General features: G+C 62.1%; 16 protein-coding genes. 1 reads left to right on the top strand and 15 read right to left on the bottom strand.

The features are described from left to right. Positions 1–5: 5 nt before the first annotated feature. The 15 genes from MF6394_RS31160 to MF6394_RS31085 form a co-directional block, all read right to left on the bottom strand. Positions 6–1,412 (bottom strand): lipid II flippase MurJ, encoded by a 1,407-nt coding sequence (locus MF6394_RS31160; protein WP_078468199.1) that lies wholly within the window; start codon positions 1,410–1,412, stop codon positions 6–8. Next, a complete protein-coding gene (locus MF6394_RS31155) occupies positions 1,412–2,233 on the bottom strand; it encodes an acyltransferase (RefSeq protein WP_003190200.1) in 822 nt (273 codons plus the stop codon). The genes MF6394_RS31160 and MF6394_RS31155 overlap by 1 nt, the downstream gene beginning before the upstream one ends. Beyond that, entirely contained in the window at positions 2,230–3,633 is a 1,404-nt protein-coding gene (locus MF6394_RS31150) for an O-antigen ligase family protein (RefSeq protein WP_047710478.1), read from the bottom strand. Before MF6394_RS31150 ends, MF6394_RS31155 begins: the two co-directional genes overlap by 4 nt. Further along, a complete protein-coding gene (locus tag MF6394_RS31145; RefSeq protein ID WP_078468198.1) occupies positions 3,633–4,736 on the bottom strand; it encodes a glycosyltransferase family 4 protein in 1,104 nt (367 codons plus the stop codon). The genes MF6394_RS31150 and MF6394_RS31145 overlap by 1 nt, the downstream gene beginning before the upstream one ends. Continuing rightward, positions 4,727–5,941, bottom strand: coding sequence for a glycosyltransferase family 4 protein (locus MF6394_RS31140; RefSeq protein ID WP_078468197.1), 1,215 nt, complete (start codon positions 5,939–5,941; stop codon positions 4,727–4,729). The genes MF6394_RS31145 and MF6394_RS31140 overlap by 10 nt, the downstream gene beginning before the upstream one ends. 22 nt (positions 5,942–5,963) lie before the next feature. Next, a complete protein-coding gene (locus tag MF6394_RS31135) occupies positions 5,964–7,304 on the bottom strand; it encodes a beta-xylosidase (protein WP_078468196.1) in 1,341 nt (446 codons plus the stop codon). After that, positions 7,301–8,482, bottom strand: coding sequence for a glycosyltransferase (locus MF6394_RS31130; RefSeq protein ID WP_078468195.1), 1,182 nt, complete (start codon positions 8,480–8,482; stop codon positions 7,301–7,303). Before MF6394_RS31130 ends, MF6394_RS31135 begins: the two co-directional genes overlap by 4 nt. Next, positions 8,482–10,461: a GumC family protein gene (locus MF6394_RS31125; RefSeq protein WP_003190210.1), complete on the bottom strand. Its 1,980-nt coding sequence runs from the start codon at positions 10,459–10,461 to the stop codon at positions 8,482–8,484. Before MF6394_RS31125 ends, MF6394_RS31130 begins: the two co-directional genes overlap by 1 nt. A 76-nt stretch (positions 10,462–10,537) precedes the next feature. Next, complete coding sequence (locus tag MF6394_RS31120; RefSeq protein WP_078468194.1) at positions 10,538–11,335, bottom strand: polysaccharide biosynthesis/export family protein; 798 nt, start codon at positions 11,333–11,335, stop codon at positions 10,538–10,540. A 6-nt stretch (positions 11,336–11,341) separates the two neighbouring features. After that, positions 11,342–12,253: a glycosyltransferase family 2 protein gene (locus tag MF6394_RS31115; RefSeq protein ID WP_078468193.1), complete on the bottom strand. Its 912-nt coding sequence runs from the start codon at positions 12,251–12,253 to the stop codon at positions 11,342–11,344. Beyond that, positions 12,253–13,713 carry a mannose-1-phosphate guanylyltransferase/mannose-6-phosphate isomerase gene (locus MF6394_RS31110; RefSeq protein ID WP_044273578.1) on the bottom strand — a complete coding sequence of 487 codons (1,461 nt, stop codon included), beginning with the start codon at positions 13,711–13,713 and terminating at the stop codon, positions 12,253–12,255. The genes MF6394_RS31115 and MF6394_RS31110 overlap by 1 nt, the downstream gene beginning before the upstream one ends. After that, positions 13,713–15,152, bottom strand: coding sequence for an undecaprenyl-phosphate glucose phosphotransferase (locus tag MF6394_RS31105; protein ID WP_078468192.1), 1,440 nt, complete (start codon positions 15,150–15,152; stop codon positions 13,713–13,715). The genes MF6394_RS31110 and MF6394_RS31105 overlap by 1 nt, the downstream gene beginning before the upstream one ends. Positions 15,153–15,640: 488 nt before the next feature. After that, a complete protein-coding gene (locus MF6394_RS31095) occupies positions 15,641–18,127 on the bottom strand; it encodes a TonB-dependent siderophore receptor (RefSeq protein ID WP_078468190.1) in 2,487 nt (828 codons plus the stop codon). Positions 18,128–18,232: 105 nt separating this feature from the next. After that, positions 18,233–19,183, bottom strand: coding sequence for a FecR domain-containing protein (locus MF6394_RS31090; RefSeq protein ID WP_047710487.1), 951 nt, complete (start codon positions 19,181–19,183; stop codon positions 18,233–18,235). Beyond that, positions 19,170–19,685 carry a sigma-70 family RNA polymerase sigma factor gene (locus tag MF6394_RS31085; RefSeq protein ID WP_044273581.1) on the bottom strand — a complete coding sequence of 172 codons (516 nt, stop codon included), beginning with the start codon at positions 19,683–19,685 and terminating at the stop codon, positions 19,170–19,172. The genes MF6394_RS31090 and MF6394_RS31085 overlap by 14 nt, the downstream gene beginning before the upstream one ends. 168 nt (positions 19,686–19,853) lie before the next feature. Between MF6394_RS31085 and MF6394_RS31080 the strand changes: the two genes are divergently transcribed. Beyond that, positions 19,854–20,483: a LysE family translocator gene (locus MF6394_RS31080; RefSeq protein ID WP_047710488.1), complete on the top strand. Its 630-nt coding sequence runs from the start codon at positions 19,854–19,856 to the stop codon at positions 20,481–20,483. Positions 20,484–20,872 lie beyond the last annotated feature (389 nt).

Raw genomic sequence — 20,872 nt, 5'->3', positions numbered from 1 at the left:
CGGCCTCAGGCCTTCCATGGCTTGAGCCAAAGCCCCAGCCCCAGCAACACCAGCGCGCCGGCCAGGCTGCTCAACCCCAACTGCCAGCCATCGTTGTGCAAGGGGTGCAGGGCCAGCGCCGCCACACCCAACAGCACCCCGCTCAAACCCCACTGCAACGGCCAGCCCAGTTGGCCGAGCAGTTGCTGGCGGTGCATCAGCAACAGGTTGGTCACCACCACGCCACCCAACGCCGCCAAGGCGATCCCCGGCAGGCCGAAACAATAGGGCAGCACCACCAGCAACGCGGCATTGACCAGGCTGCCCAGCAGTTCGCAATTGAGCGGCAGGCGCGTGTCGCCGCTGGCATAGGCATAGCGGGCGAGCATGGCGTTCCAGGCGCCAAACACCAGGGGCGTGGCGAACCAGGCCAGCAGCGCCGGCAGTGGGCCGTCGACGCTCTGGGCGGGCATCAGCAGATGAATCAGTGTGGGGCTGGCGCCAATCAGGCCGAAGGCCGCAGGCAGGCTCAGCAGGGTCGCTGCATCCAGGCCGCGGCGCAGCAGGGCCAGGCGCTGTTGGCCTTGCTCGCCGCTCATCATGCCCAGCAGCACTTGGTTAAGGCTCATCAAGGCAATCAGTGGCAGGTTGATCAGCTTGCGCGCGAGGTTAACCCACGTCACAGCGCCGTCCCCCAGGAAACTGGCGATCAAGCGCTCCAGTAGCGCCAGGCCCTGGCTGGCCACGTTGCTGGCCAACAACGGGCCGATGCGCCCCAGCAATTCGCGGCCTGCCAGCGGGTCGCCGCTGACCTGCCACGGCCGCCAGCCGAAGGACCAGACCGGCGCCAGCAACGGCAGGCACATCAACACACTGCCAGCAAAAAAGCTCATGGCCAGCTCGGCACTGTCGCTGGAGCTGCCACGGATAAACAGGTACAGCACCGGTGGCAGATTGAACAATAAAGAGCCCAGGCCCGGCAGGACAAAACGTTGGCGTGCCTGCAAGGGAATGCTGAACAACGCATGCATCACCAAGCCTGGCGCACAGGCCGCCAGCCAGCGCAGGTTGGCGGCGGCCTGGGCCTGGGCCGCGGCGTCCAGGCCGGGGCCGATCAGGCGCACCCACAGCGGCGCGCCCAGCGCCAGTAGGGCAAACAGGGCCAGGCCCACGCCCAGCAGGCGGGGGGACAGGCTGGCCAGCCAGGCTTGCTGGCGCTGTGGGTCGCGTTGCTGATAGAGGGGCAGGGCAGCCGCTGCGAGCAAGCCGGCGGCCAGGGTCATGCGCAATGCTTCGGGCAAAAACACCGCCACCAGAAACCCGTCGCTGCGACTGCCCGCACCCCAGGCCGCCACCAGCAGCCATTCGCGGGCAAAACCGGCCACCAGCCCGGCGAGCGTCGCCAGGGTCAGCCAGAGCGTGCTGCCGAACATCAGTGGAACAGGGTGAACAGGCCTTTGCCACCCACCTTGTAGTTCAGATCATGGCAACGTTCGCCCATGATTTTGGCGCCGCTGCCGCCAATGATTTTGTAGGGCGCCACGGCTTTGGCCACCACGGTATTGGCGCTTATCACCGAACCATAGCCCAGGTGCGTGCCGAAGCCGATCAACGCACGGCTGCCGATCCAGACGTAGTCGTCGATGTAAGTCGGCCCGGAAATCGACCAGAACTCCGGCGCTTGCAGATCATGGCTGCCGGCGATGAGCAAAACGTGGGAAGCAATCGCCACATGGTTGCCGATCACCAGCCCGGCGCGAGCGTCTACCTGGCAATGCCAACCGATTACCGAATCGTCGCCGACCACCAGATTGTGCATGCCCAGCACTTCGGTGTTACGCCACAAGCTGGAGCCCTTGCCGATCTTCGCGCCACCCAGGCGCAGCCAGGCGATGCGCACATGGTGGCTGGGGATCTTGTTGATCAAGATGTTGTAGGCCATGTCCCAGACACTGCGCCACCGGTCTTTGACGGTTGCCCAGTTTTTGCCGTAACGCGGCAGTAGCTGGGCCGGCAGATCCTGTTTCATCCGTCGGAACAGGCGGCGCGCCACCGGTTGCTCAATCGCGGTTTCCAGGTCGATGGAGCTGATCCAGAAGCGCTTGTTGTCGCCTTCGCCTTCTTCAAATACCACGTCGTTGGCCAGGCACCAGTCCAGCGCCTCTTCCAGGTCCGGCAGGCTCACGCCCATTTCAGCGGCCAGCGTGGGGAGGCGGTCGCGCAAGTCGGTGGAGTGAATCATCCGGTGCTTCATGGTTGGTTATCCTTTGGCGCAATAGCAGCAACAGGGGCGGTAATGGAGGGGCGCAGGCGCACCTGTTGCAGGCTCATGCCCATCAACAGCCAGAACAGCGCGATCAGTACAAAGGTGAAGCTGAAATAGTGGTCGAAAATCCCCGTCAGCAGCGCCGCCAGCACGCCGCAGATGCACCCCAGCCACAGCGCATTGTCGGCGGTGACTTTGCGCACTTGGCCCAGGGGCCGCACTTCGCGCCACCACAACAGGGTGACGGTGATAAATAGCAGCATCCCGGGTAGGCCCACCTTGTAGATGAAGTTCAGCCACAGGTTGGAGATCCCCAACAGATTGGAACCGGGCACGGGCGGGTCGATCTTGAAGCCGATCCCCAGGGGGAAGGTCGCCATGGCGGTGGGGAACCTGGCGTACTCGTCAAAGCGGATTTCGGTACTGGCGTTGGTGGTCGAGAAGATGGTCATCAAGCGGTCCTGCAACGGCGGATAGAACATCACCAGCGCAACGGCGAACGCCGCCCCGATACCGATGATGCGCCCGCTGTTCGGCACGCGCTTGTAGGCCAGCCAGATCAACACCAGCGCCAGGGCCACGATGGCGCCACGGGAAATACTCAGCAGCAGGCCGGCACACCCCAGCACCGCCACCGCCAGGCCCAGCGCCCGACGCCAGCCGCTGCGGGTCCAGCCATAAAACAGTGCCAGCGGAATAAACAGCACCAGCACGCCACCGGTCAGGTTGGGGTGCACCCAGGGCGAGGCCATGCGCGTGTAGTTGGCAGAGAAAATATCCTTCACCGCTTCCGGGTGGGCGTATTTGAGGTCGGTGAGAATATCGATCATCGACATCGCGTTGCGTGTTTTGAGGAACATGAAGATCGACAGCAACAGCATCGCCAGGTTACCCAGCAACAAGGCGACCACCACCTTGTCGCGGTCGGCGTCGGTGCGCAGCAGCAGCGGCACGATAAACAACATCGACAGGTTCATCAGCCAGCGCACCCAGTTCACCGGCCCGTTGCCTTCGGCATGGATGATCAGCATGCCCCAGATAAACGGAATGGTGCTGAACAGCATCAGCCACATCAGCGCCCGCTCGGTCGGCCGCCACAGCATGAAACCACGGGTCTTGCCGATGAACGATTGCCAGAACACCCCGACCCAGGTCAGCCCCAGTACCGCCTCGCTGACGGTGGTGCGGATGCCCAGTTGCAAGGTGGTATAGGGAATACTGGTGGCCAGTACCGCGAAAATCAGCAAGCCCCACAGGGGAAAGCGGATCAGCGTCAAGGCCACGGCCACACCGGCCACCACCAGCATGACCTTGATCGGCGACAGGGCCAACAGCAACCCGCCGAACACCAGGCCCAGCAGCAGACTGACGAATTTTCCTGGCAGCATTAGCGGTCCAATTCCTTGAGCAAAGTGTCCAGGCGCGCGCGATAAGCCGGTTCGGCAAATTGCCGGGCCCAGGCGCGGTGTGTTTCGCCGTCTTGCGTGGCCTCGGCGCCGGCCAGTTGTTGCATGACCTTGTGCAGTTGCTCGGCGTCATGGGGGGCGAAGCGCGGGGCGTTGGGCGGCGCGATTTCATCCAGGGCGCTGCCGCGCGCCACTGCTACCGGCGTGCCGACACTCAAGGCTTCCACCACCGGCAAGCCAAAGCCCTCGGCATAGGACGGCTGCCACAAGCACGCGGCATGACGGTAGAGCGCTTGCAGTTGGCCGTCCGATAAACCGCTGCACCAATGCAGGCCCGGCAGGTCGCCGAGTGATGCTGGTACATCGCTGGCGTGGCCCACCAGTACCATGTCCGGCACATCAGGGTTCAGCGCACGGCAGGCCTGCCATTGGCGCAAGAAGAACGCCATGTTCTTGCGCGGCTCCCGCGTGCCCACCACCAGCCAGTAACGCGCCGGCAGGTTGGCGGGCAGCGGCTCTGGCGCTGCATTCAGTTCGGGCACCAGGTTGTTCAGCACGCGGAACTTGGCCCGTGCCCAGGGGAACAGGCGCGCGGCCTCATTGCAGGAAAACTGCGAAGGGCACCACACCCGGTCAGCCTGCCACACTGACCAGGCAATCGAAGCCCCGTCGATCAGGCGGTAGGCCAGGGCCTTGAGCTTGGAGCGATGGAAGTTGCGGTGGGTGAGCTGAAACAGGTCATGCAGCACCAGCACATAGCGGGTGCCGGCGGGTTTGCGACACAGCGGCAAGCCCATATTGGCCGTGGCGATGTACAGGTCGATCTGCTGCTCGTGCAGCGCCTTGGGCAAGAAGCCGCGCTCGAACCGCAAGCGCACCTGTGGGCGTTGCAGGCCGTCCAGCGGGCTGGCCCAGGCCGGGCAAACGGCAGTCTGGCGTTGCGGATGCTCCAGAGGCGCCTCAGTGAACAGCACCACCTCGGTGTTGCCCCGCGCGCGCAGGGCGTCTTCCAGGGCCACGACCTGGCGGGCGATGCCCGAAGACGGCGCAACCGTGGCGGGGCGATAGTCCAGGGCTACACGCATGGCTGAGACTCCTTGGCGGTAAGCAAGCTGCGGTAGAGGTGTTCCAGTTCATTACCCGCCACCGCCCAGTCGTGGTATTGCCGCGCATAGTCGCGTGCGGCATTGGCCAGTCGCCCGGCCAGCGACGGTTCATCCAGCAGGCGCACAACGGCGTCGGCCAGGGCCTCGGCGTTTTCGCCGGCCAGGTAATGCACCTGCGGCTGTACCGCCAACCCGGAAACACCCTGGGCCGTGCTCACCAGCGGCAAGCCGGCGGCCATCGCTTCCAATACCTTGAGCTTGGAGCCGCCGCCATGGCGCAACGGGGCGACAAAACCGGCGCAGCGGCGTTGCAAGGCGCACAGGTCGGGAACAAACCCCAGCCACTCGATACGTTCATCGGGCCAACGCTCGCGCCAGTGTTCGGGTAAGCCATAGCCGACCACCGCCAGGCGTGCGTTCGGGCACTGCAACCAGAGCCTGGGGAAGATCTCTTCAAGCAGCCACTGCACAGCGTCCAGGTTCGGTGCGTACTCGTAATTGCCGACGAACAACAGGCGCTGGCTCTGCGCATCGGCGTTGACCTCGGCGAAGGCGCGGCTGTCGACCCCATTGACCACCACGCTCACCGGCGTCGACGACAATGGCCGCATGGCCTGAGCGTCCGCCTCGGTCACCGCGACCACATGAGCGGCGGCATCGAACGCCTTGCGTTCCCATTGTCGGCAGCGCCACTGGTCGTACTGCACAAACGGTGCGGCCCACTTGGGGAAGCGGTCATAAGTGGCGCCGCCAAGGCTCGATTCCAGGTTGTGCTCGGTCAGCACAAACTCGCGCCGTTGCTGCTGCAAGGTGCGTAGAAACGGTTGCAGGCTGTAGCTGTGTTCTACCTGAATCACGTCCCAGCGCTCATTCAACAGTTGCGCAAACTGGGCCTGCAACGGTGCCGATAGGCCGTTGACCGTGGTCAGCAGCGGCCAGGGCGCGAACAGGCCGCCGAGCAGGGTCAGCGGGTGTTTCAGTGGCCGGCGTGGAACCACGATCAGGCGTTCAAGCAACGGCTCCAAGGCCGCATGCGCCGCGTCATCGGCCGGCGTTTTCGATTGCGCCAGCAGCGTGATGCGATGCCCGCGCTCACTCAAGGTGCGCAGCAAATGGTACTGCCGCGTCTTGCCGCCGCTGGTGGTCGGCCACGGCAGGTAGGGCACAATCCAGAGGATTCTCATGTACAGCTCTCCATGCCCGGGGCTACCACACCAGTATCTGCAAACTTGGCTTCACCGTTGGGCGAATACCGTTGTCGTCGCTCAGGGTTTGCCGGGCGCCGGTCAGCGGGTCCAGCAGTTCTGCGCGTTTGATGCCGGGCAGGCTGATGCTGCTGCCTTTGGCACTCCAATACATCAGCAGGTTTTTTCCGTCAGGGCGGGTCCAGGCCACGCTGTAGAAGCTGTCCGGTACATCCTGCAACTGCGGCGTGTTGCCGGGTTTAAGCGTGGGGCCGGTGATCTCCAGGAAGCGGGCGAGGGCGGTGTACACCGGCTTGGGTTCGCCATCAAGGTTCAACAGGCCGTAATGCTGGTCGCGTGGCGAGGCGCGTTGGTCGAGGTCGGACAGCGCGAACAGGAAGATCTTCTGGTAGTCCTGGGACGCCATCAACGCCAGGCGGCGCAAGGTGTAATCGGCTTGCCCGTCGATACCGATCAGGTCTTGCATCTCCTTGGGGCCGGCATAGCTGGACCAGCCCCATTCAGTGGCCCAGACCTGCTTGATCCCGGCACCGTGCAGCATTGAATTGAGTTGATCGCCGCGCAGCAGCACTTCGTTCTTGCCCGGCTCATCGGTTTCCGGAGTCATCGAATAAGGGTGATAAGCCGCGACCATGCCCAGGCTTTGCACCCCCAGCGCGCCGAGCGCTTCAAACATCAGGGTTTTGCCACGCGGCGGCATCTGGCTGTAATACGCCATGCCACCCATGACCTGCAGTTTGTCCGGCGCTGCAATGTTCAAGGCCTTGTGACTGGCCAACAACAACTGCGCGTATTCCTTGGCGTTGACTTTGGGGCGCCAGTTGTTCGGCAGGTTCTGTTCATTCCACACCTGCCAGGCATCGATATTCGGGTAACGCTTGGCCAGGACGGCCAGGCGCATGGCATAGATGTTGGCGTCCCGCGGTTGATACTGGTCCTGGAACGGCACGCCCTTGGGTGCGGTGGTGATAAAGGGCGCCGAGCCCACCAGGTAAAACACTGAACGCAGTTTTTCGGCGGTGAGGGTGCGGTCCAGTTCATCGAAGGTGCCGAGCTGATAATCGTCTTCCTTGGGTTCCAGGCGATCCCAGTGCAGGTCGACCCGCACCCATTGCAATCCAAGCTTTTTATACTGCTTGATCTGCTTGTGGTACTGCTCGGGTGTGAACCACAGAAAGTGTGCGTTTACGCCGAGAAAGTCCTTCCAGACTACGGTGCGCTTCGGGGCCAGGTTCACCGGTTGTGCATCGACTTTTTCACTCAACAGCAGGGCGCTACCCACGGCGATTGACAGCGCCAGCGGCAGGTAGCGCCACAGTGGGCGAACGGATGGCAGGTTCATCGCAACGGCTCCTCACAAGCATCCCGAAATAATTCAGCAAACCGCTGGGCCGTGTTGGCCCACTGGCGTTGGTGGCCGATTTCTCCCGCCCGGGCGGCCCATTGCTGCGCCTGTTGCGGCTCGAGGATCAAGCGGCTCAAGGCGTTGCTCAAGGACGCTGTATCGCCCTGCTGATAGGTGATGCCATTGCCGCCGGCCACCTCTTCGGCAAAGGCGCGGGCGTTGGAGGTGATCACCCCGCGCCCGCATGCATTGGCCCACGACAGCGCGCCACTGGTGCCACGCATCTGCCCCAGGAAGCTGAGTTTTTTCGATTCGCGATAGGGCAGCACCATCACATGGTGCGCCTGGATCGTAGAAGGGATCTGCGCCGAGGGCAGGTCCAGTTGCCAGTCCACCACATCTTCAAGATGCAGCGCGCTGATCTGCTCGCGTAGGCCGTCGAGGTAGTTGCCGGCGGGGTCAAAGGTCATTTCCGGCGCGGTGCCACCGGCCAGGGTCAGGCGTACCTGGCCTCGGCATTGCGGGTGGGCGGCCAGTGATTGGGCCAGGGCCTGGAGCAGGTCCTCAATGCCCTTGCCGCGGTAGATAAAGCCGAAATACAGCAGGCGCAACGGCGCCAGTGGCGGCAACGCCTGGGGCGCGATGGGCAGGTTGCCATGGGCAATCACCGCCACCTGTTGCGGGCGCAGGCCCATGCGCTGGCGCAGGCAGTCGCCGCCCAGGCGAGTGAGGGTGATCAGGCGGCGCATGCCTTTGGCCAGGCGCCGCTCTTCGTGCAAGGTCAACGGGTCGGCCAGCAGCGCCGCCGCTTGGGGCAGCGGATGGGGCAGGCGTTCAAGCAGGGTCAAAGGGAAAAACAGCTTGGCCCGGCGCCAGATCAGGCGCTCCGGGTCATGCACCGTGGCGGTTAACGGGAGGTGCGGTTGCGCCCGGCGCAGGTACTCCAGCGCCTGGAACTCACCGAAGCGTCCACCCCCCAGTTCAGCATGCACCAGGTCCACGCTGCGCCAGTCAAAGGCCTGCAGGCGCTTCAACTGTTCAGGCAGCTCCAGGCAGCCGGCGAGTGGGGTCACCACCTCCAGGCCTTGTTCGATCAACGCGTTGCGCAAGTGCGCGGCGTAATCGGCGATCCCGGTCTGCTCCGGTGGCAGCGGCGCCAGCAATGCGATACGCATCAGGCCGCCCCACGCCAGCTATTGAGTCGCGCCAGCACCTTGGCCGGCACTTCGAAGCGACGGCGGTTGAGGATCATGCCGTCGACTTTGCCGAACGCGGTGGTCAGCAACGACACGGCATTTTCAATGGTTGGTACGGTGCTGGTGCGGGCTTCGATCACCAGCACAATCTGGTCAGCGCGGCGCAGCGTCAGGAACGCCTGCGGGTTGGAGGACAGCGCCGAGGCGTCCAGCAGCAACACTTCACCCGGCGTTGGCGCGTTCGCCCCATCGACCGAGACGCGGTGACCACGCTCCTCCAGCAGGCGCTTGAGTTGCTCGGCGATAAAGGTGACACCCTCGCCATGGCGCGCCGAGGTCAGGCCGAGGGCAAAACCTTGGGTGGCAATGCGATCCAGGGGCAACAGGCTGTACAAGCGATAAAGGCTGGCGGTGACGGCTGCCGGCGTTGCGTCCTGTACATCGGGAATGCTGCTCCACAGCGGCACATGGAACATCTCCTGCAAGCGTGTGCCATCGTGGATGCGCTGGTCCAGCAGGTACAGCACATAGATGGTCAGCAAGCCCACGGCAACGCCAGCGGGAATAGCGAACAACAGCATCAGCAGGCTCTTGGGAAACACGCGTGCCGGGTTGAGGGTGGCGTGTTCGATCAGGGCGATGTTGCTGATCTGGCTGTTGTCCAGTTCGTGGTCGATTCGCGCCTGTTCAAGATTGTCCGAGTACAAGGCATAGCTTTTTTCGGCGGTGCGCAGTTGTTGGCTCAGGGTGTTGAGTTGCGGTTCATCGGTCATCGCCTGGTCACGCTGGGTGCGCAGTTCGGCAAGGGTCTTGTCGTAGTTCTCGATTTCCCCGGCCAGTTTGCGCTCTTGCAACTGGGCGTCGATCATTTGCTGTTTGACGTTGATCACCAGGCTGTTGGGCGCGGTGTTCTGCGAGCGTTCCAGGCGCGTAGCTTCCTGGGCGCTGAGGGCTTCCATGTCGCGGATGTTCTGCTCGATCTGATTGACCTGCGGGGTGCCTGGCAGGTAAGTGCGCAACAGCCGAGCCCGCTCCACTTGCAGCGCGTTGAGCTGGCGCTTGAGGTCGAGTTGGGTGGGGTTGAGGCTGGTTTCGCGCATCGTGACCACGTCTGCCGGCTGGCTCTTGATCTGCTGGCTGGCGTTGGCCAGCAGGCTGCGAATCCCCGAGATCTGGTTCTGTGCGCTGACCTTGGCGTCGGTGACGCGGTCGATCTGGTTGGTCAGGTTCTTCAGGCGCGCATCGACACTGATCGAGTCGATCTGCTTCAAGCGGCCTTGCAACTGGTCCTTCAGGCTCTGGATATTCTCCGCCACCTTGGCGCGTTCGGTTTCATAGAAGGTGTGCAGGCTCTTGCGCCCGAGAATTCGCGCGCGTTCTTCAAGGTAGGCGTTGACCCAGGTCTCGACGATTTTTTGCGCCACCGCCGGGTCGTCCCAGGTGAAGGAAATCTCGATCACCGAAGAACCCGGCTCGTGGCCGGCGGTGAAGTTCTTCTCCAGTGAGGTCGCCAGGCGTTCCAGCGGGCTTTGTTTCTCGGCAAGGCCGACGAACTGCAGCACGCTACGAATGCCATTGATGACTTCGCCAACGCCCTTTTTGATGTAGAACTTGGTGACCTTCCAGAAGCCTTGCGGCGGCTCGGCGGTCATCGCCATATAGCGTTCGGCAACGATATGCACGATGGGCCGGCCCGTGAGCATTTTTTCTTCGTCGACAATCGGGTCGTGCTGGGTGCTCGGGGCAATCAGTGTCTGGCGGTTGGCGGCCTCGATCGGCAAGGTGGTGTTGTCCCGCCCCGGCTTGACCAGCAAGCGCGCGTCCGACTCGTAGCGAGCCGGCAGCAGGAAGGCACCGAGCACGGCGATGACGATCGTGGTGAGCACGGCCAGTTTGAATTCGCGGCGGTAGATGAAAAACAGCCGCAGCAGGTCGCGAAGAGAGCGGATTTCGATCACAGGATCACTCCGTTGGATAGATGTTGTTCGTCGAATAAAATCGGCGTGCTCAAGTGATACAAAGCCTGCGTGATAATCATTGTGGAGCGCTGATATAGGTATCGCCGGACTTGTTGCCATTGAGCTGATAATTCAAGCCCAACCCAACCCCTTTGCTAACCGGAAACAGCTTGGTGAAGTACATATCCACAGCCTCTACCGTCGCGCCGATGCCCGACTGCGGCACAAAGATCAAATCGCCACGCTGCAACGCCACCCGCGGGTGATTGGGGTTGGTCAGCATGCTTTCCAGGCTGATGAAGTACGTCCTGTACTTGCCGTCGGGACCGGTGCGCAGCAAGGCTACGTTGGAGGCATCCGCCGAGGGCAATACACCGCCGGAGCTGAGCAGCGCCTGCTCGACGCTGACGTTGCCGGCCAGGTCGAAAAAGGCCGGGTTGGACACCGCACCGCCGATAAACACCTTGTTGCTCGGTGCGCTGGCGATGTTCACCGTCACCGCCGGTTCGCGGTAGATGCGCTTGTACTTCTCGGTGATTTCCTTGCCCAGGTCTTCGGGCGTGCGCAAGGCCGCCTTGACCCGGCCAATGTTGGGCACCGAGATCACGCCGTCTGGGCGCACCACGAATATCGTCATGTCATCGGCCGCCGCCGGCTCCTGGGCATCACGCACGATGCGCAGCGAGTCGCCGCTCTGTATCAACACCTGCGGGGGCGGCAGGTCGGCCAGGGTCAGCGATGCTTGATGGCCGGCCTTGAGCGTGTCGTTATCAGGAAGCGGCACCCGCGCGGGGGTCGAACAACCGGCCAGCCAGATTGAGGCACTCAAGAGGCCGAGCAGGGTAAGACGGAAACGTCGGTTGATAGTCTTCATGACGGCTCAAGTCCAGTAGGTGGAAAACATGCCCAGGCGCCGTTTAAGCGCGTTGGGCAGGTGGCGTTCAAGGTGGCCGAGGCGATAGCCCAGCAATTTAAAGGCACTGCGCACCACCACTTCGGGGGCGCGGTACAGCGCGTTGGCCTCGCGCAATGCGTGCAGTTCGGCCAGCACATAACGTTTGCCTTCGCCGCCGGCGTCGCCAAACGCCTGGCCAATCCACGGCTCGCGGCCGTAGAACACACCGATATCGAAGTAGCGGCGAAACTCTTCCAGCAAGCGGTAATCATGGGAGTGATAAACCTGCGCACTCGCGGCATAGCGCACCTGGTAACCGGCCAGCAGCATGCGCGCGGCCACATAGGCGTCTTCACTGCCAATCACATCCTGGGGGAAACCGCCGACCGCGCTCAGGGCGCTGCGTCGGTACACCGAAAACGAGTCGGAGCTGAAGCAGGTCTTGATGCCCAGTTGCGCTGCGTCGTCCAGGCGCTTGGTGCGGCTGGAGGCAGGGTAGTTGAAGTGCCGCGACTGCGCGCCGAGCACGCCGGCGCCGGGGTGCGGCAGCTGCCGTCCATAGGCCACGCCGTTGAGCGGGTCCAGTTGCAGCTCGCTGATCAGGTTGGCGAAGGTCTCGGCGGTGGCGGGGATCGCGTCCTGGGTCATCACGATCAAGGCGTCGCCGCCCACCTGCTCGCTGGCCCAGCGCCGGGTACCGCCGTGGTTGAAATCACGGGCGTCAATCACCTCCACGCGCGCGCCGAATTCGCGAAAGCGCGCCACGGTGTCATCGCTCGATGCGCTGTCGACCACCAGCACTTCATCTGGCTGCAACGTCTGCATGCGCAGGGCTGGCAACAGGCGGTCCAGGTGGCTGGCCGCGTTGCGGGTGGGGATGATCAATGACGTACGCATCAGGGCTTCACTTCAACCGGCGCGCGGCCGTAGATGTCGTCATAGCGCACGATGTCGTCTTCACCCAGGTACTCACCGCTCTGCACCTCGATCATCACCAGGTCGATGATGCCGGGGTTGGTCAGGCGGTGCTTGTGCCCGGCGGGAATGTAGGTGGACTCGTTCATGTTGAGCAGGATTTCGCGCTCACCATTGGTGATCATCGCCGCGCCGCTGACCACCACCCAGTGCTCGCTGCGGTGATGGTGCATTTGCAGGGACAGCGAACCTTTGGGCTTGACCACGATGCGCTTGATTTTGAACCGCGTGCTTTCTTCCAGCACCGTGTAGGTACCCCACGGGCGGGTGACGGTGCGATGCAGGCTGAACGCCGGGTGATTCTGGCGCTTGAGTTCGGCAACGATATGCCGCACGTCCTGGCTGCGATGGGCGTCGGCGATCAGCAGGGCGTCGGGGGTGTCGACGATGATCAGGTCACGCACGCCCACCGCACCGAGTACCCGCTTGGGCGAGTCGATGTAGCAGTTATGCACGTCGTGCAGGATCGCCTCGCCGTTGATCTGGTTGCCATTGTCGTCACTGGGCGTGAGTTGGCGCAGGGCTTCCCAGGAGCCGATATCGCTCCAGCCGATGTCGCAGGGCACGACCGCGACCTGGGCGGATTTTTCCATCAGTGCCACATCGATGGAGATATCCGGCGCGGTGCCGAAACCTTCCGGGCTCAGCTCGCGCTGGCGACTGCTGCTGTTTTGCAGGCTCTGGCTGTGCTCCAGCGCAGCCTTGGCCGCCTCTAAAACTGCCGGTGCGTGGCTGGCCAATTCTTCCAGCAGGGTGGCGGCCTTGAAGCAGAACATGCCGGCATTCCACAGGTGCTTGCCGCCGTCCAGGTAGCCTTGGGCGGTGGCCTGGTCGGGCTTTTCGACAAAGCGCTGCACCCGAAAACCTGCGCCCAGTGCCGGCCCTTGTTCGATATAGCCAAAGCCGGTTTCTGCTCGGTCAGGCTGGATGCCAAAGGTCACCAGGTAACCGGCTTCGGCCAAGGCGCGGGCTTTTTCCACCGCCTGGGCAAAGGCGCTTTCATCCAGCACCAGGTGATCGGCCGGCATCACCAGCAACTGCGCGTCCGCGCCAAAATGCTCCTGCACATGCAACGCAGCCACGGCGATGGCGGCGGCGGTGTTGCGGCCAAACGGCTCCAGCAGCAGGTCGAGGCCCAGGCGCTGGGTGTTCACCGCGCGGTAGTCGTCCAGGGTGCGAAACAGCAGGTCGCGGTTGGTCACGGTCAGGATGCTGTCGACGCCCGGCAAGTGACTGGCCCGCAGGAAGGTCTTCTGCAACAGGCTCTGGTCGTCGCGCATGCGCATGAAAGGCTTGGGCATGTTCTGCCGCGAAACCGGCCACAGCCGCGTACCCGAACCACCGGAGATGATGCAGGGAATCAATCCGTTAAGTGGGTTCATCAATAGACTTCCTTGGTGGAAAGAACGGCCGGGACCGTCATGAAAACGATGTAGAGGTCCAGCCATACGGACCATTTGGCGATGTATTCCAGGTCGTATTCGACCCGTTTCTGAATCTTGAACAGCGTATCGGTCTCGCCGCGGTAACCATTGATCTGCGCCCAACCGGTAATGCCGGGCTTGACCCGATGGCGCGAGCTGTATTCGCTGACCGCTTCCTCGAAAGGAATTCCCGCAGCCTTGGTGGCCGTGGCGTGGGGGCGCGGGCCGACCATCGACATATTGCCCAGCAGCACGTTGAACAGTTGGGGCAGCTCATCAATGCTGGTCTTGCGGATGATCCTGCCGACCCGAGTGATGCGCGGGTCCTGGCGCGTGGTCTGGTTCTCGGCGTTGAGGTCGGTCTGCTCGACGTACATCGAGCGGAACTTGAACACGCGAATCAGGTTGTCGTTGTAGCCATAGCGCTTCTGGCGAAACAGCACCGGGCCCTTGGAATCGAGTTTGATCGCGATAGCCGTCACCAGCATCACCGGCGAGAGCAGCAACAGGCCGATGCTGGCCAGCAGCAGGTCTTCGCAACGCTTGATAAAGGGCGACCAGCCTCGCAGCGGCAACTGCGAGGTGTTGAACATCAGGATGCCGCCCACATCAGTGATGCGGTTATGGCCGTAGCGCAGGGCGGCCATGTCCGGCACCAGCATGACGTTCACCGACATCTGCCGCAGGCGCTTGACCAACCCATTGATGCGCTGCTCGGCGGCCCAGGGCAGGGTGATCATCACCTGGTTGACCTGTTCGGAGCGGATCAGCTTTTCCAGGTCGCGGGTATTGCCCAGCAACGGCAAGCGGCTCAACTCCTTGGGAATGCGCTCGGTACGGTCGTCGATAAAACCGATCAGGCCGGAACGGATGTCACTGTTGCGCGACAGGTGTTCAGCCACATGCACGGCCGTGTCGGTAAAGCCCAGGATCACGGTGCGCTGGAGGAATTTGCCGTTGTCCATCAAATGGCGGTACAGGCGCAGCATCAGGATCCGCTCCACGCCAAACAGCACCAGGCTCGCGGAAAACCAGAACATCAGGTTGCGAGGGCTCAACTGCGGGAACAGGAGCAGGATCTGGTACATGAACAACAGAATGCAAAACGCCGAGACCCAGGCCACCAGCATCACGCGAAAACGCAGGCGATTGCTGAACAGGTCATCGGAGTAAACCCCCAGGGCCTGGAACAAGATAATGGTCAGGATCGCAAAGAACGCCAGCAGGCCCAAGTAGTGAGTGCGCATGTGTTCTGCGACAGGGTCCGGGTAGAACAACAGAATGATCGCCGGCGAGATTGCGGTCAGCCCATGGATCAGTTTTACGAAAACGACAAAAAACTCTACGAAACCGGTGCGAGTCAAAAACAGGCTATCAACGGACGATTTACCGCGCATACATCAGATCCTCAATACACCACCAGAACGTTCCTATTCGTTTGCTCATCCATAAGGCAGGTATGCATTACAAGTGGTGCAAATCGAACGACCTCTGTTGCTGGGTAATCCGTAATGGCTGTCTAGACGCAGGCATTTACTGGGTGATGGCTAAATAGTGGCTCCTTTGAGGATTTGTGTCAATGATTTGGCTTTTTGTCCGTTTTCTTCGATAGTCCTCTCAAGGCCTCCATGATATGACGGTTTGTTGACGTGCATGGTGGGTATTTCAGAATAATCGAGAATCGATGATGGCTTTTTGGAGTGTAGGAACAAACTGGGGATTTGCCTGCCAGCCACGAAAAGCTTTTGACGATGGCGCAAGGCCTTATGGTAGGAGCGAGCTTGCTCGCGAAAAACGTCAACGATAACGCGTGCTTCCTGGGTACACGCGGCGTCTGTGAGTTTTTCGCGAGCAAGCTCGCTCCTACAGGGGGGATGTGCAGGGCTTAGAATTTGCCTTTGAGGCTCAGCGTGAGGTTGCGCGGCTCTCCATAAAGATTACCCCAGCCTGAGGTACCCACGGTCTGGTAGTAGTTTTTATCGAACAGGTTGTTACCGTTGAGCGCCACCGTCCAGGTGTCGTCCACCTGATACGCCAGGCGCGCATTCCACAAGGCATAGCCGGCCTGTTCCAGTTTGATGTTTTGCAATCGGTAGTTGCTGCTTTGGGCGTTGACGCCTGCGCCGACGGTCCATTTCGACAGCGCACCGTCCAACTGATAGTCGCCCCACAAACGCAGCATATGCCGGGGTACGTAGGTGTTGGACACCGCGCCTTCGGCTGCGCTGTCGATGTTCTTCAGGTTCTTGGTTTGCGTGTAGGTGTAGCCGCCAAACACTTGCAGGCGTTCAAGCAATTCGCCGCTCAGTTCGGCTTCCACGCCTTGGGCGCGCACTTTGCCCGTGTCGGTATAGCAGTAGCCGTCCGAGGAACTGCCGCAGCGGGTGATGAAGTCGGTTTGGGCGGCGTTTTTTTCGATGGCGCGAAACAGCGCCAGGGAGCTGTTCAGGCGCCCGTCAAACCATTCGCCCTTGATGCCAAACTCATAGTTCTCACCCATTTTCGGCTTGAGGGCCGAACCGCTGACCGTAGCGTAGGAGCTTTGGGGCTGGAAGATATCGGCGTAGCTGGCGTACACCGAAAGGTTGTCATTGAGGTCGTAGATCAGCGCGGCGAACGGCGTGACCACCCCGGTTTCCTTGGTGCGTGCATCCTGGTCGGTCCACTCGCCCCAGGCCAGGTTCAGGGACTCACGGCGGTTTTCATACCAACTGACGCGACTGCCGAGAACCAGCATCAAAGGTTCGGCCAGACGCAGGCGCAAGGTGGCGTAGGCACCGTATTGAGTGGCGGTTTCCTTGACCGTGCCGCCACGGTACATGTTGGGCCAGAAGGTATCGTCGGCAGGTTCCGGGAAGTGGTGGTTGGGGTTGAAGACGCTTTGGCGCTGGGGCAGGTTGCGGATCGCATAGACATCGTCCTGAGTGCCACGGCTGCCATTGGCGCCGAGGATCAACTCATGTTGCAGGCCAAAGGCTTCAAATTGACCGTCGATATAGGCGTCCAGGCCATAGTCTTTGTGATCGTAGTCCAGCAAGGCTGCGTAGCTGGTAAGCGTGGGGGCCGGGTTGCCATAGTCCACGGTGCTCTCGCTGGCCGCGTATTTGATGTCTTGCAGATTGCGGCTGTGTACAGCGCTGACTTTTAGCTTCCAGTTGTCACTGAAGTGATGGGTCATATCGGCGAACAGCGTGGTGCGCTGGCTTTGCCAATCGTTCCAGGCCTGGCCAAGGCAGGTGGAGCGGCTCAGGCCGAGGCTTTTGCCGTCACGATAACGCGGCAGGCCGCTCCAGCACGGCGTGGAGTCGACATCCTCATAGCTGGCCCCGAAGCCCAGGGTGGTGTCAGGGCTGACATCCATGTCCAGGGCCGCGTAAAACGCCTGGTCCTGGCGCTTGGCAAGGTCCATGTAGGAGCCGCGATTCTGTTGGCTGACCGATGCTCGACCACGCACCGTGCCGCTGTCGTTCAGCGGGCCGCCGGTGTCGAGTTCGGCGTGGTAGTTATCCCAGGTACCCGCCGACAACCCGAGGCTGGTAGTGGGCTTGGCCTGGGGCCGCTTGCGCACGAAATTTACTGCGCCACTGGCGGTGCCGGCGCCCTTGAGCATTCCGGCAGCGCCTTTAAGCACTTCCACACGGTCATAAATCGCCATGTTCGCGCTGAAACTGTCGGCTTGTATGTAGTCCTTGCCGATGTCCAGCGGTACGCCATCGAATTGGTACTGGCCGAGCATCTTGAAGCCCCGGGAGTAAAAATACTTGCCGCCCATGGGCGATTCGTAGCTGGTGATCCCTGGGGTGCGCTCCAGCAATTCGTCGATGGTGGTGATGTTCTGGTCATCCATCAGCTTGCGTGTCATCACACTCACCGATTGCGGCGTGCGTCGCAGGCTGTGTTCGCCCTTGCCGATGGTCACCGCGCCGGTGGTGTAGGAGCCGCTGCCTTCGGTGGTGGTGCCCAAACGATCACCGGTGATGGTGGTGGCGCCCAGGTTCAGCGCCGAGCCGGCTTGCTGCTGAGGTAGCAGTAACCAAGCGTTCTGGCCCTGGCTCTGAGCCTGCAAACCCTGGCCTTGAAGTAACCGGTTCAGGGCCTGTTGTGGGGCCAGGGTGCCGCTCAGCCCCGGGCTGCTTTTGCCTGCCACGCTGCCAGCGTCATACGACAGGCTGATACCGGCCTGCCGCGCAAACTGATCAAGGGCGCCCGCCAGAGGCCCAGGCGCAATATTCCAGGCGCGGGCCTGGCGCTCGCTGCCGGGCTCCTGGGCACTTGCGGTATACGGCAAGGCGCTGGCCGCCACGCACGCGCCAAGGAGGGTGGCATTGAGGGCGTGTCTGAGGGGTGAACGTTTGGAGGGGAACGCTTGCATGACCGCGGGATGCTCCTGAAGGAAATGGACAACACCGGCCTGTTGATCGGCCTTTCCTTACAGGTCGAGTGGCAATGAGAATTCACCTCATTTATTTTTGGCCTGTCACGCGCGAGCGGAGACGGTCACCCAGTAGCGGCTGCGGTAGGTCACATCGATTGCCAGCGATTGCGCCACTAACTTGAGCACCTGGTCGGTGTCATCCAGTTGGTAAGTGCCAGAAACGCGTAGCCCCGCCACGGCTTCGCTGCACCGCAGCAACCCATTGCGATAGCGGCCCAGTTCGGCCAGGAAGTCGTCCAGGCGCATGTTGTGGGCGCTGATCACGCCGTCACTCCAGGCCCAGGGGTCCAGGCCGTTGTTGGGGGACGGGCGAATGCCGCTACGGTTGAACACCACCTGTTCCCCAGGCTTGATCACCTGGCGTGCGGCGCCGTCATGGCGATTGGCAAACACCGCCACCGCACCCTGTTGCACGGCCAGTAGGGTGCCTTGGGGTTCTTCGCGCACCAGCAAGCGCGTGCCGAGGGCGCGCAGGTAACCGTCGCGGGTATGCACCCATAGCGGACGGTGGTCGGCCCCGGTATTGATCAAAATTTCACCCTGGCGCAGGTTCACCAGCCGTTGTTCGGCGCCAGGGGTAATGTCGACGGCGCTGGCGCTGTTGAGCTGGACCTTGCTGCCATCGTCCAACACCACCCAGCGCCGCTCGCCGGTGGCGGTGCGGTAGTCCGCCATCAAGGCTGGCAGGGGCGTGTAGTCGCGACCCAACCAGGCTAAACCTGCTGCGCCGGTAAACAGCCCGAGCATTTTCAGGCTGTCACGACGGCTAACTTGCTGGCGTGCGCCGTCGAGTGCATGGCGACTGACATGCGCTGGCAAGTGGTTGAAATCATCATTCAGGGTGGCGACCCGATGCCAGGCCTGTTGATGCGCGTCGCTGGTGTGCAGCCACTGTTCAAAGGCCGCGGTGCTCGCGTCGTCGGCGGTGTTGTAGCGCAGCTTGATCATCCACTGGATGGCCTGGTCGACCAGGCGCGAGTCAGGAGTCGGCATAGCGCAACCGGTAACAGGCGTGCAGCGCCTTGGACAGGTCGCGTTCCACCGTTGCCTTGGACACGCCCAGGCGCAAGGCGATCTGCGGGCAGGTCAGGCCGTCCAATTGGGCCAACAGGAACGCCTCGCGCACCCTCGGCTTGAGCTGGTCGAGCAGACGGTCAATGCGCTCCAGGCTGTCGAGGATTAGCCGCTTTGTTTCTTCGCTCGGCACCTCTACTTGCGGGAAGTGTGCCAGGCTTTCCAGGTAGGCGCGTTCCAGTTCGCGGCGCCGGTATTGGTCGATCATCAAGCTGCGCGCGATGCTGCTCAGATACGCGCGCGGCTGCTGCAAGGTCTGTTGCTGACGCGCGTTGAGCAGGCGCACGAAGGTGTCCTGCGCGAGGTCAGCGGCGCGCTCCTGGCAGCCCGTGCGCCGGCTCAACCAGCCTCGCAACCAGGAATGGTGGGCTTGGTAAAGCTGGCCGATGGCAGCAGGGTCCAGTGGGTGATCGCTCGACATGGTCATCCTGGCGCAGCAGGCTTAATTGATAATGTTTCGCATTCTAGACGTTGGTCGTGGCATTCAGCAATCACTGGGTTCGCTGCGTGAGCAATGTATCCAGCACAATTTTTTGTAGGGCCTGCCAGCGCCGATTAATCTGGGTTTTTCCCAGCGGACGGTTCAACCATGATCAGCCTCGTCACACTCGGTGTTTTTTCCGGCGCTGTGTTGCTGTTGTTGCTGTCACCGGGGCCGAACATGGCGTTTGTCATCAGCCAGGGTGTCACCCATGGCTGGCGCGGCGGCGTTGCTTCGGCCCTGGGGATCGGCGTGGCCGACCTGTTGCTGACGGCATTGACCGCCATGGGGGTGACGGCGGTGGTCGCCAGTTGGCCGCCGGCATTCGATCTGATCCGTTATGCGGGCGTGATCTACCTGCTGTGGCTGGTCTTCAAAACCCTGCAGAAGCGCCCCAGCCTGGACACCCCTCACGTCGGCCGGGTGGCGTTGGGCCGGGTGTTTTTGCAGGCCATGTTCAACAGTTTGCTCAACCCCAAGGCGTTGTTGTTTTTCATGGTGTTCCTGCCACAGTTTGTGCGGCCCGAGGCGGGGCCCATCGCCTTGCAACTGATGGTGCTGGGCGGCGTGCTGACGCTGATCGCGAGCGTGTTTCATGTGCTGTTGGGCCTGTTTGGCGGGGCGCTCACTCGCTTTTTCGCCAAGCGCACAAAAAGCGCCTGGCTGCAGAAGTGGGGCTTGGCGGCGGTGTTGATGGCGTTGGCTGTGCGTTTGGCGGTGATGTCGCGTCCTGCCTGAAGCCACGCAAGTTTCTTTGTGGCGAGGGAGCTTGCTCCCGTGACGGCCCGACAGCCGATGCTCATCTACCAGACACCCCACCATCCAACTGTGGGAGCTGGCTTGCCTGCGATGGCGGCCTGACAGCCGCCCCATATCTACCTGAAACCCCACACGATCCCAATGTGGGGCTTGCTCGCGAAGGCGGCCTGGCAGGCGACACAGTTGGATTGTGTGCATATCCATTGCTGCGGTAACGGCCACTTAGGGTTCCGCCCTGACGTGAACTGCCCCCCGAATGTTGGACACCTGCCCCCTCGGGAGAGTGTTCCATGACGAAATACAACCTAGCGCTCAAGCAATCATTGATTGAAGAGTGCCTGTCTGCCAGTAGTGTTCATGAGGTGGCC

Source organism: Pseudomonas sp. MF6394, from assembly GCF_002018845.1.
Classification (GTDB): domain Bacteria; phylum Pseudomonadota; class Gammaproteobacteria; order Pseudomonadales; family Pseudomonadaceae; genus Aquipseudomonas; species Aquipseudomonas lactis.
The sequence above is the reverse complement of the archived record's forward strand: the minus strand, read 5'-3'. Positions and strand labels throughout refer to the sequence as shown.

Coding starts and splice junctions, on each gene's coding strand:
- MF6394_RS31160 (WP_078468199.1), bottom strand. CDS start 1,412: ATGTTCGGCAGCACGCTCTGGCTGACCCTGGCGACGCTCGCCGGGCTG.
- MF6394_RS31155 (WP_003190200.1), bottom strand. CDS start 2,233: ATGAAGCACCGGATGATTCACTCCACCGACTTGCGCGACCGCCTCCCC.
- MF6394_RS31150 (WP_047710478.1), bottom strand. CDS start 3,633: ATGCTGCCAGGAAAATTCGTCAGTCTGCTGCTGGGCCTGGTGTTCGGC.
- MF6394_RS31145 (WP_078468198.1), bottom strand. CDS start 4,736: ATGCGTGTAGCCCTGGACTATCGCCCCGCCACGGTTGCGCCGTCTTCG.
- MF6394_RS31140 (WP_078468197.1), bottom strand. CDS start 5,941: ATGAGAATCCTCTGGATTGTGCCCTACCTGCCGTGGCCGACCACCAGC.
- MF6394_RS31135 (WP_078468196.1), bottom strand. CDS start 7,304: ATGAACCTGCCATCCGTTCGCCCACTGTGGCGCTACCTGCCGCTGGCG.
- MF6394_RS31130 (WP_078468195.1), bottom strand. CDS start 8,482: ATGCGTATCGCATTGCTGGCGCCGCTGCCACCGGAGCAGACCGGGATC.
- MF6394_RS31120 (WP_078468194.1), bottom strand. CDS start 11,335: ATGAAGACTATCAACCGACGTTTCCGTCTTACCCTGCTCGGCCTCTTG.
- MF6394_RS31115 (WP_078468193.1), bottom strand. CDS start 12,253: ATGCGTACGTCATTGATCATCCCCACCCGCAACGCGGCCAGCCACCTG.
- MF6394_RS31110 (WP_044273578.1), bottom strand. CDS start 13,713: ATGAACCCACTTAACGGATTGATTCCCTGCATCATCTCCGGTGGTTCG.
- MF6394_RS31105 (WP_078468192.1), bottom strand. CDS start 15,152: ATGCGCGGTAAATCGTCCGTTGATAGCCTGTTTTTGACTCGCACCGGT.
- MF6394_RS31095 (WP_078468190.1), bottom strand. CDS start 18,127: ATGCAAGCGTTCCCCTCCAAACGTTCACCCCTCAGACACGCCCTCAAT.
- MF6394_RS31090 (WP_047710487.1), bottom strand. CDS start 19,183: ATGCCGACTCCTGACTCGCGCCTGGTCGACCAGGCCATCCAGTGGATG.
- MF6394_RS31085 (WP_044273581.1), bottom strand. CDS start 19,685: ATGTCGAGCGATCACCCACTGGACCCTGCTGCCATCGGCCAGCTTTAC.
- MF6394_RS31080 (WP_047710488.1), top strand. CDS start 19,854: ATGATCAGCCTCGTCACACTCGGTGTTTTTTCCGGCGCTGTGTTGCTG.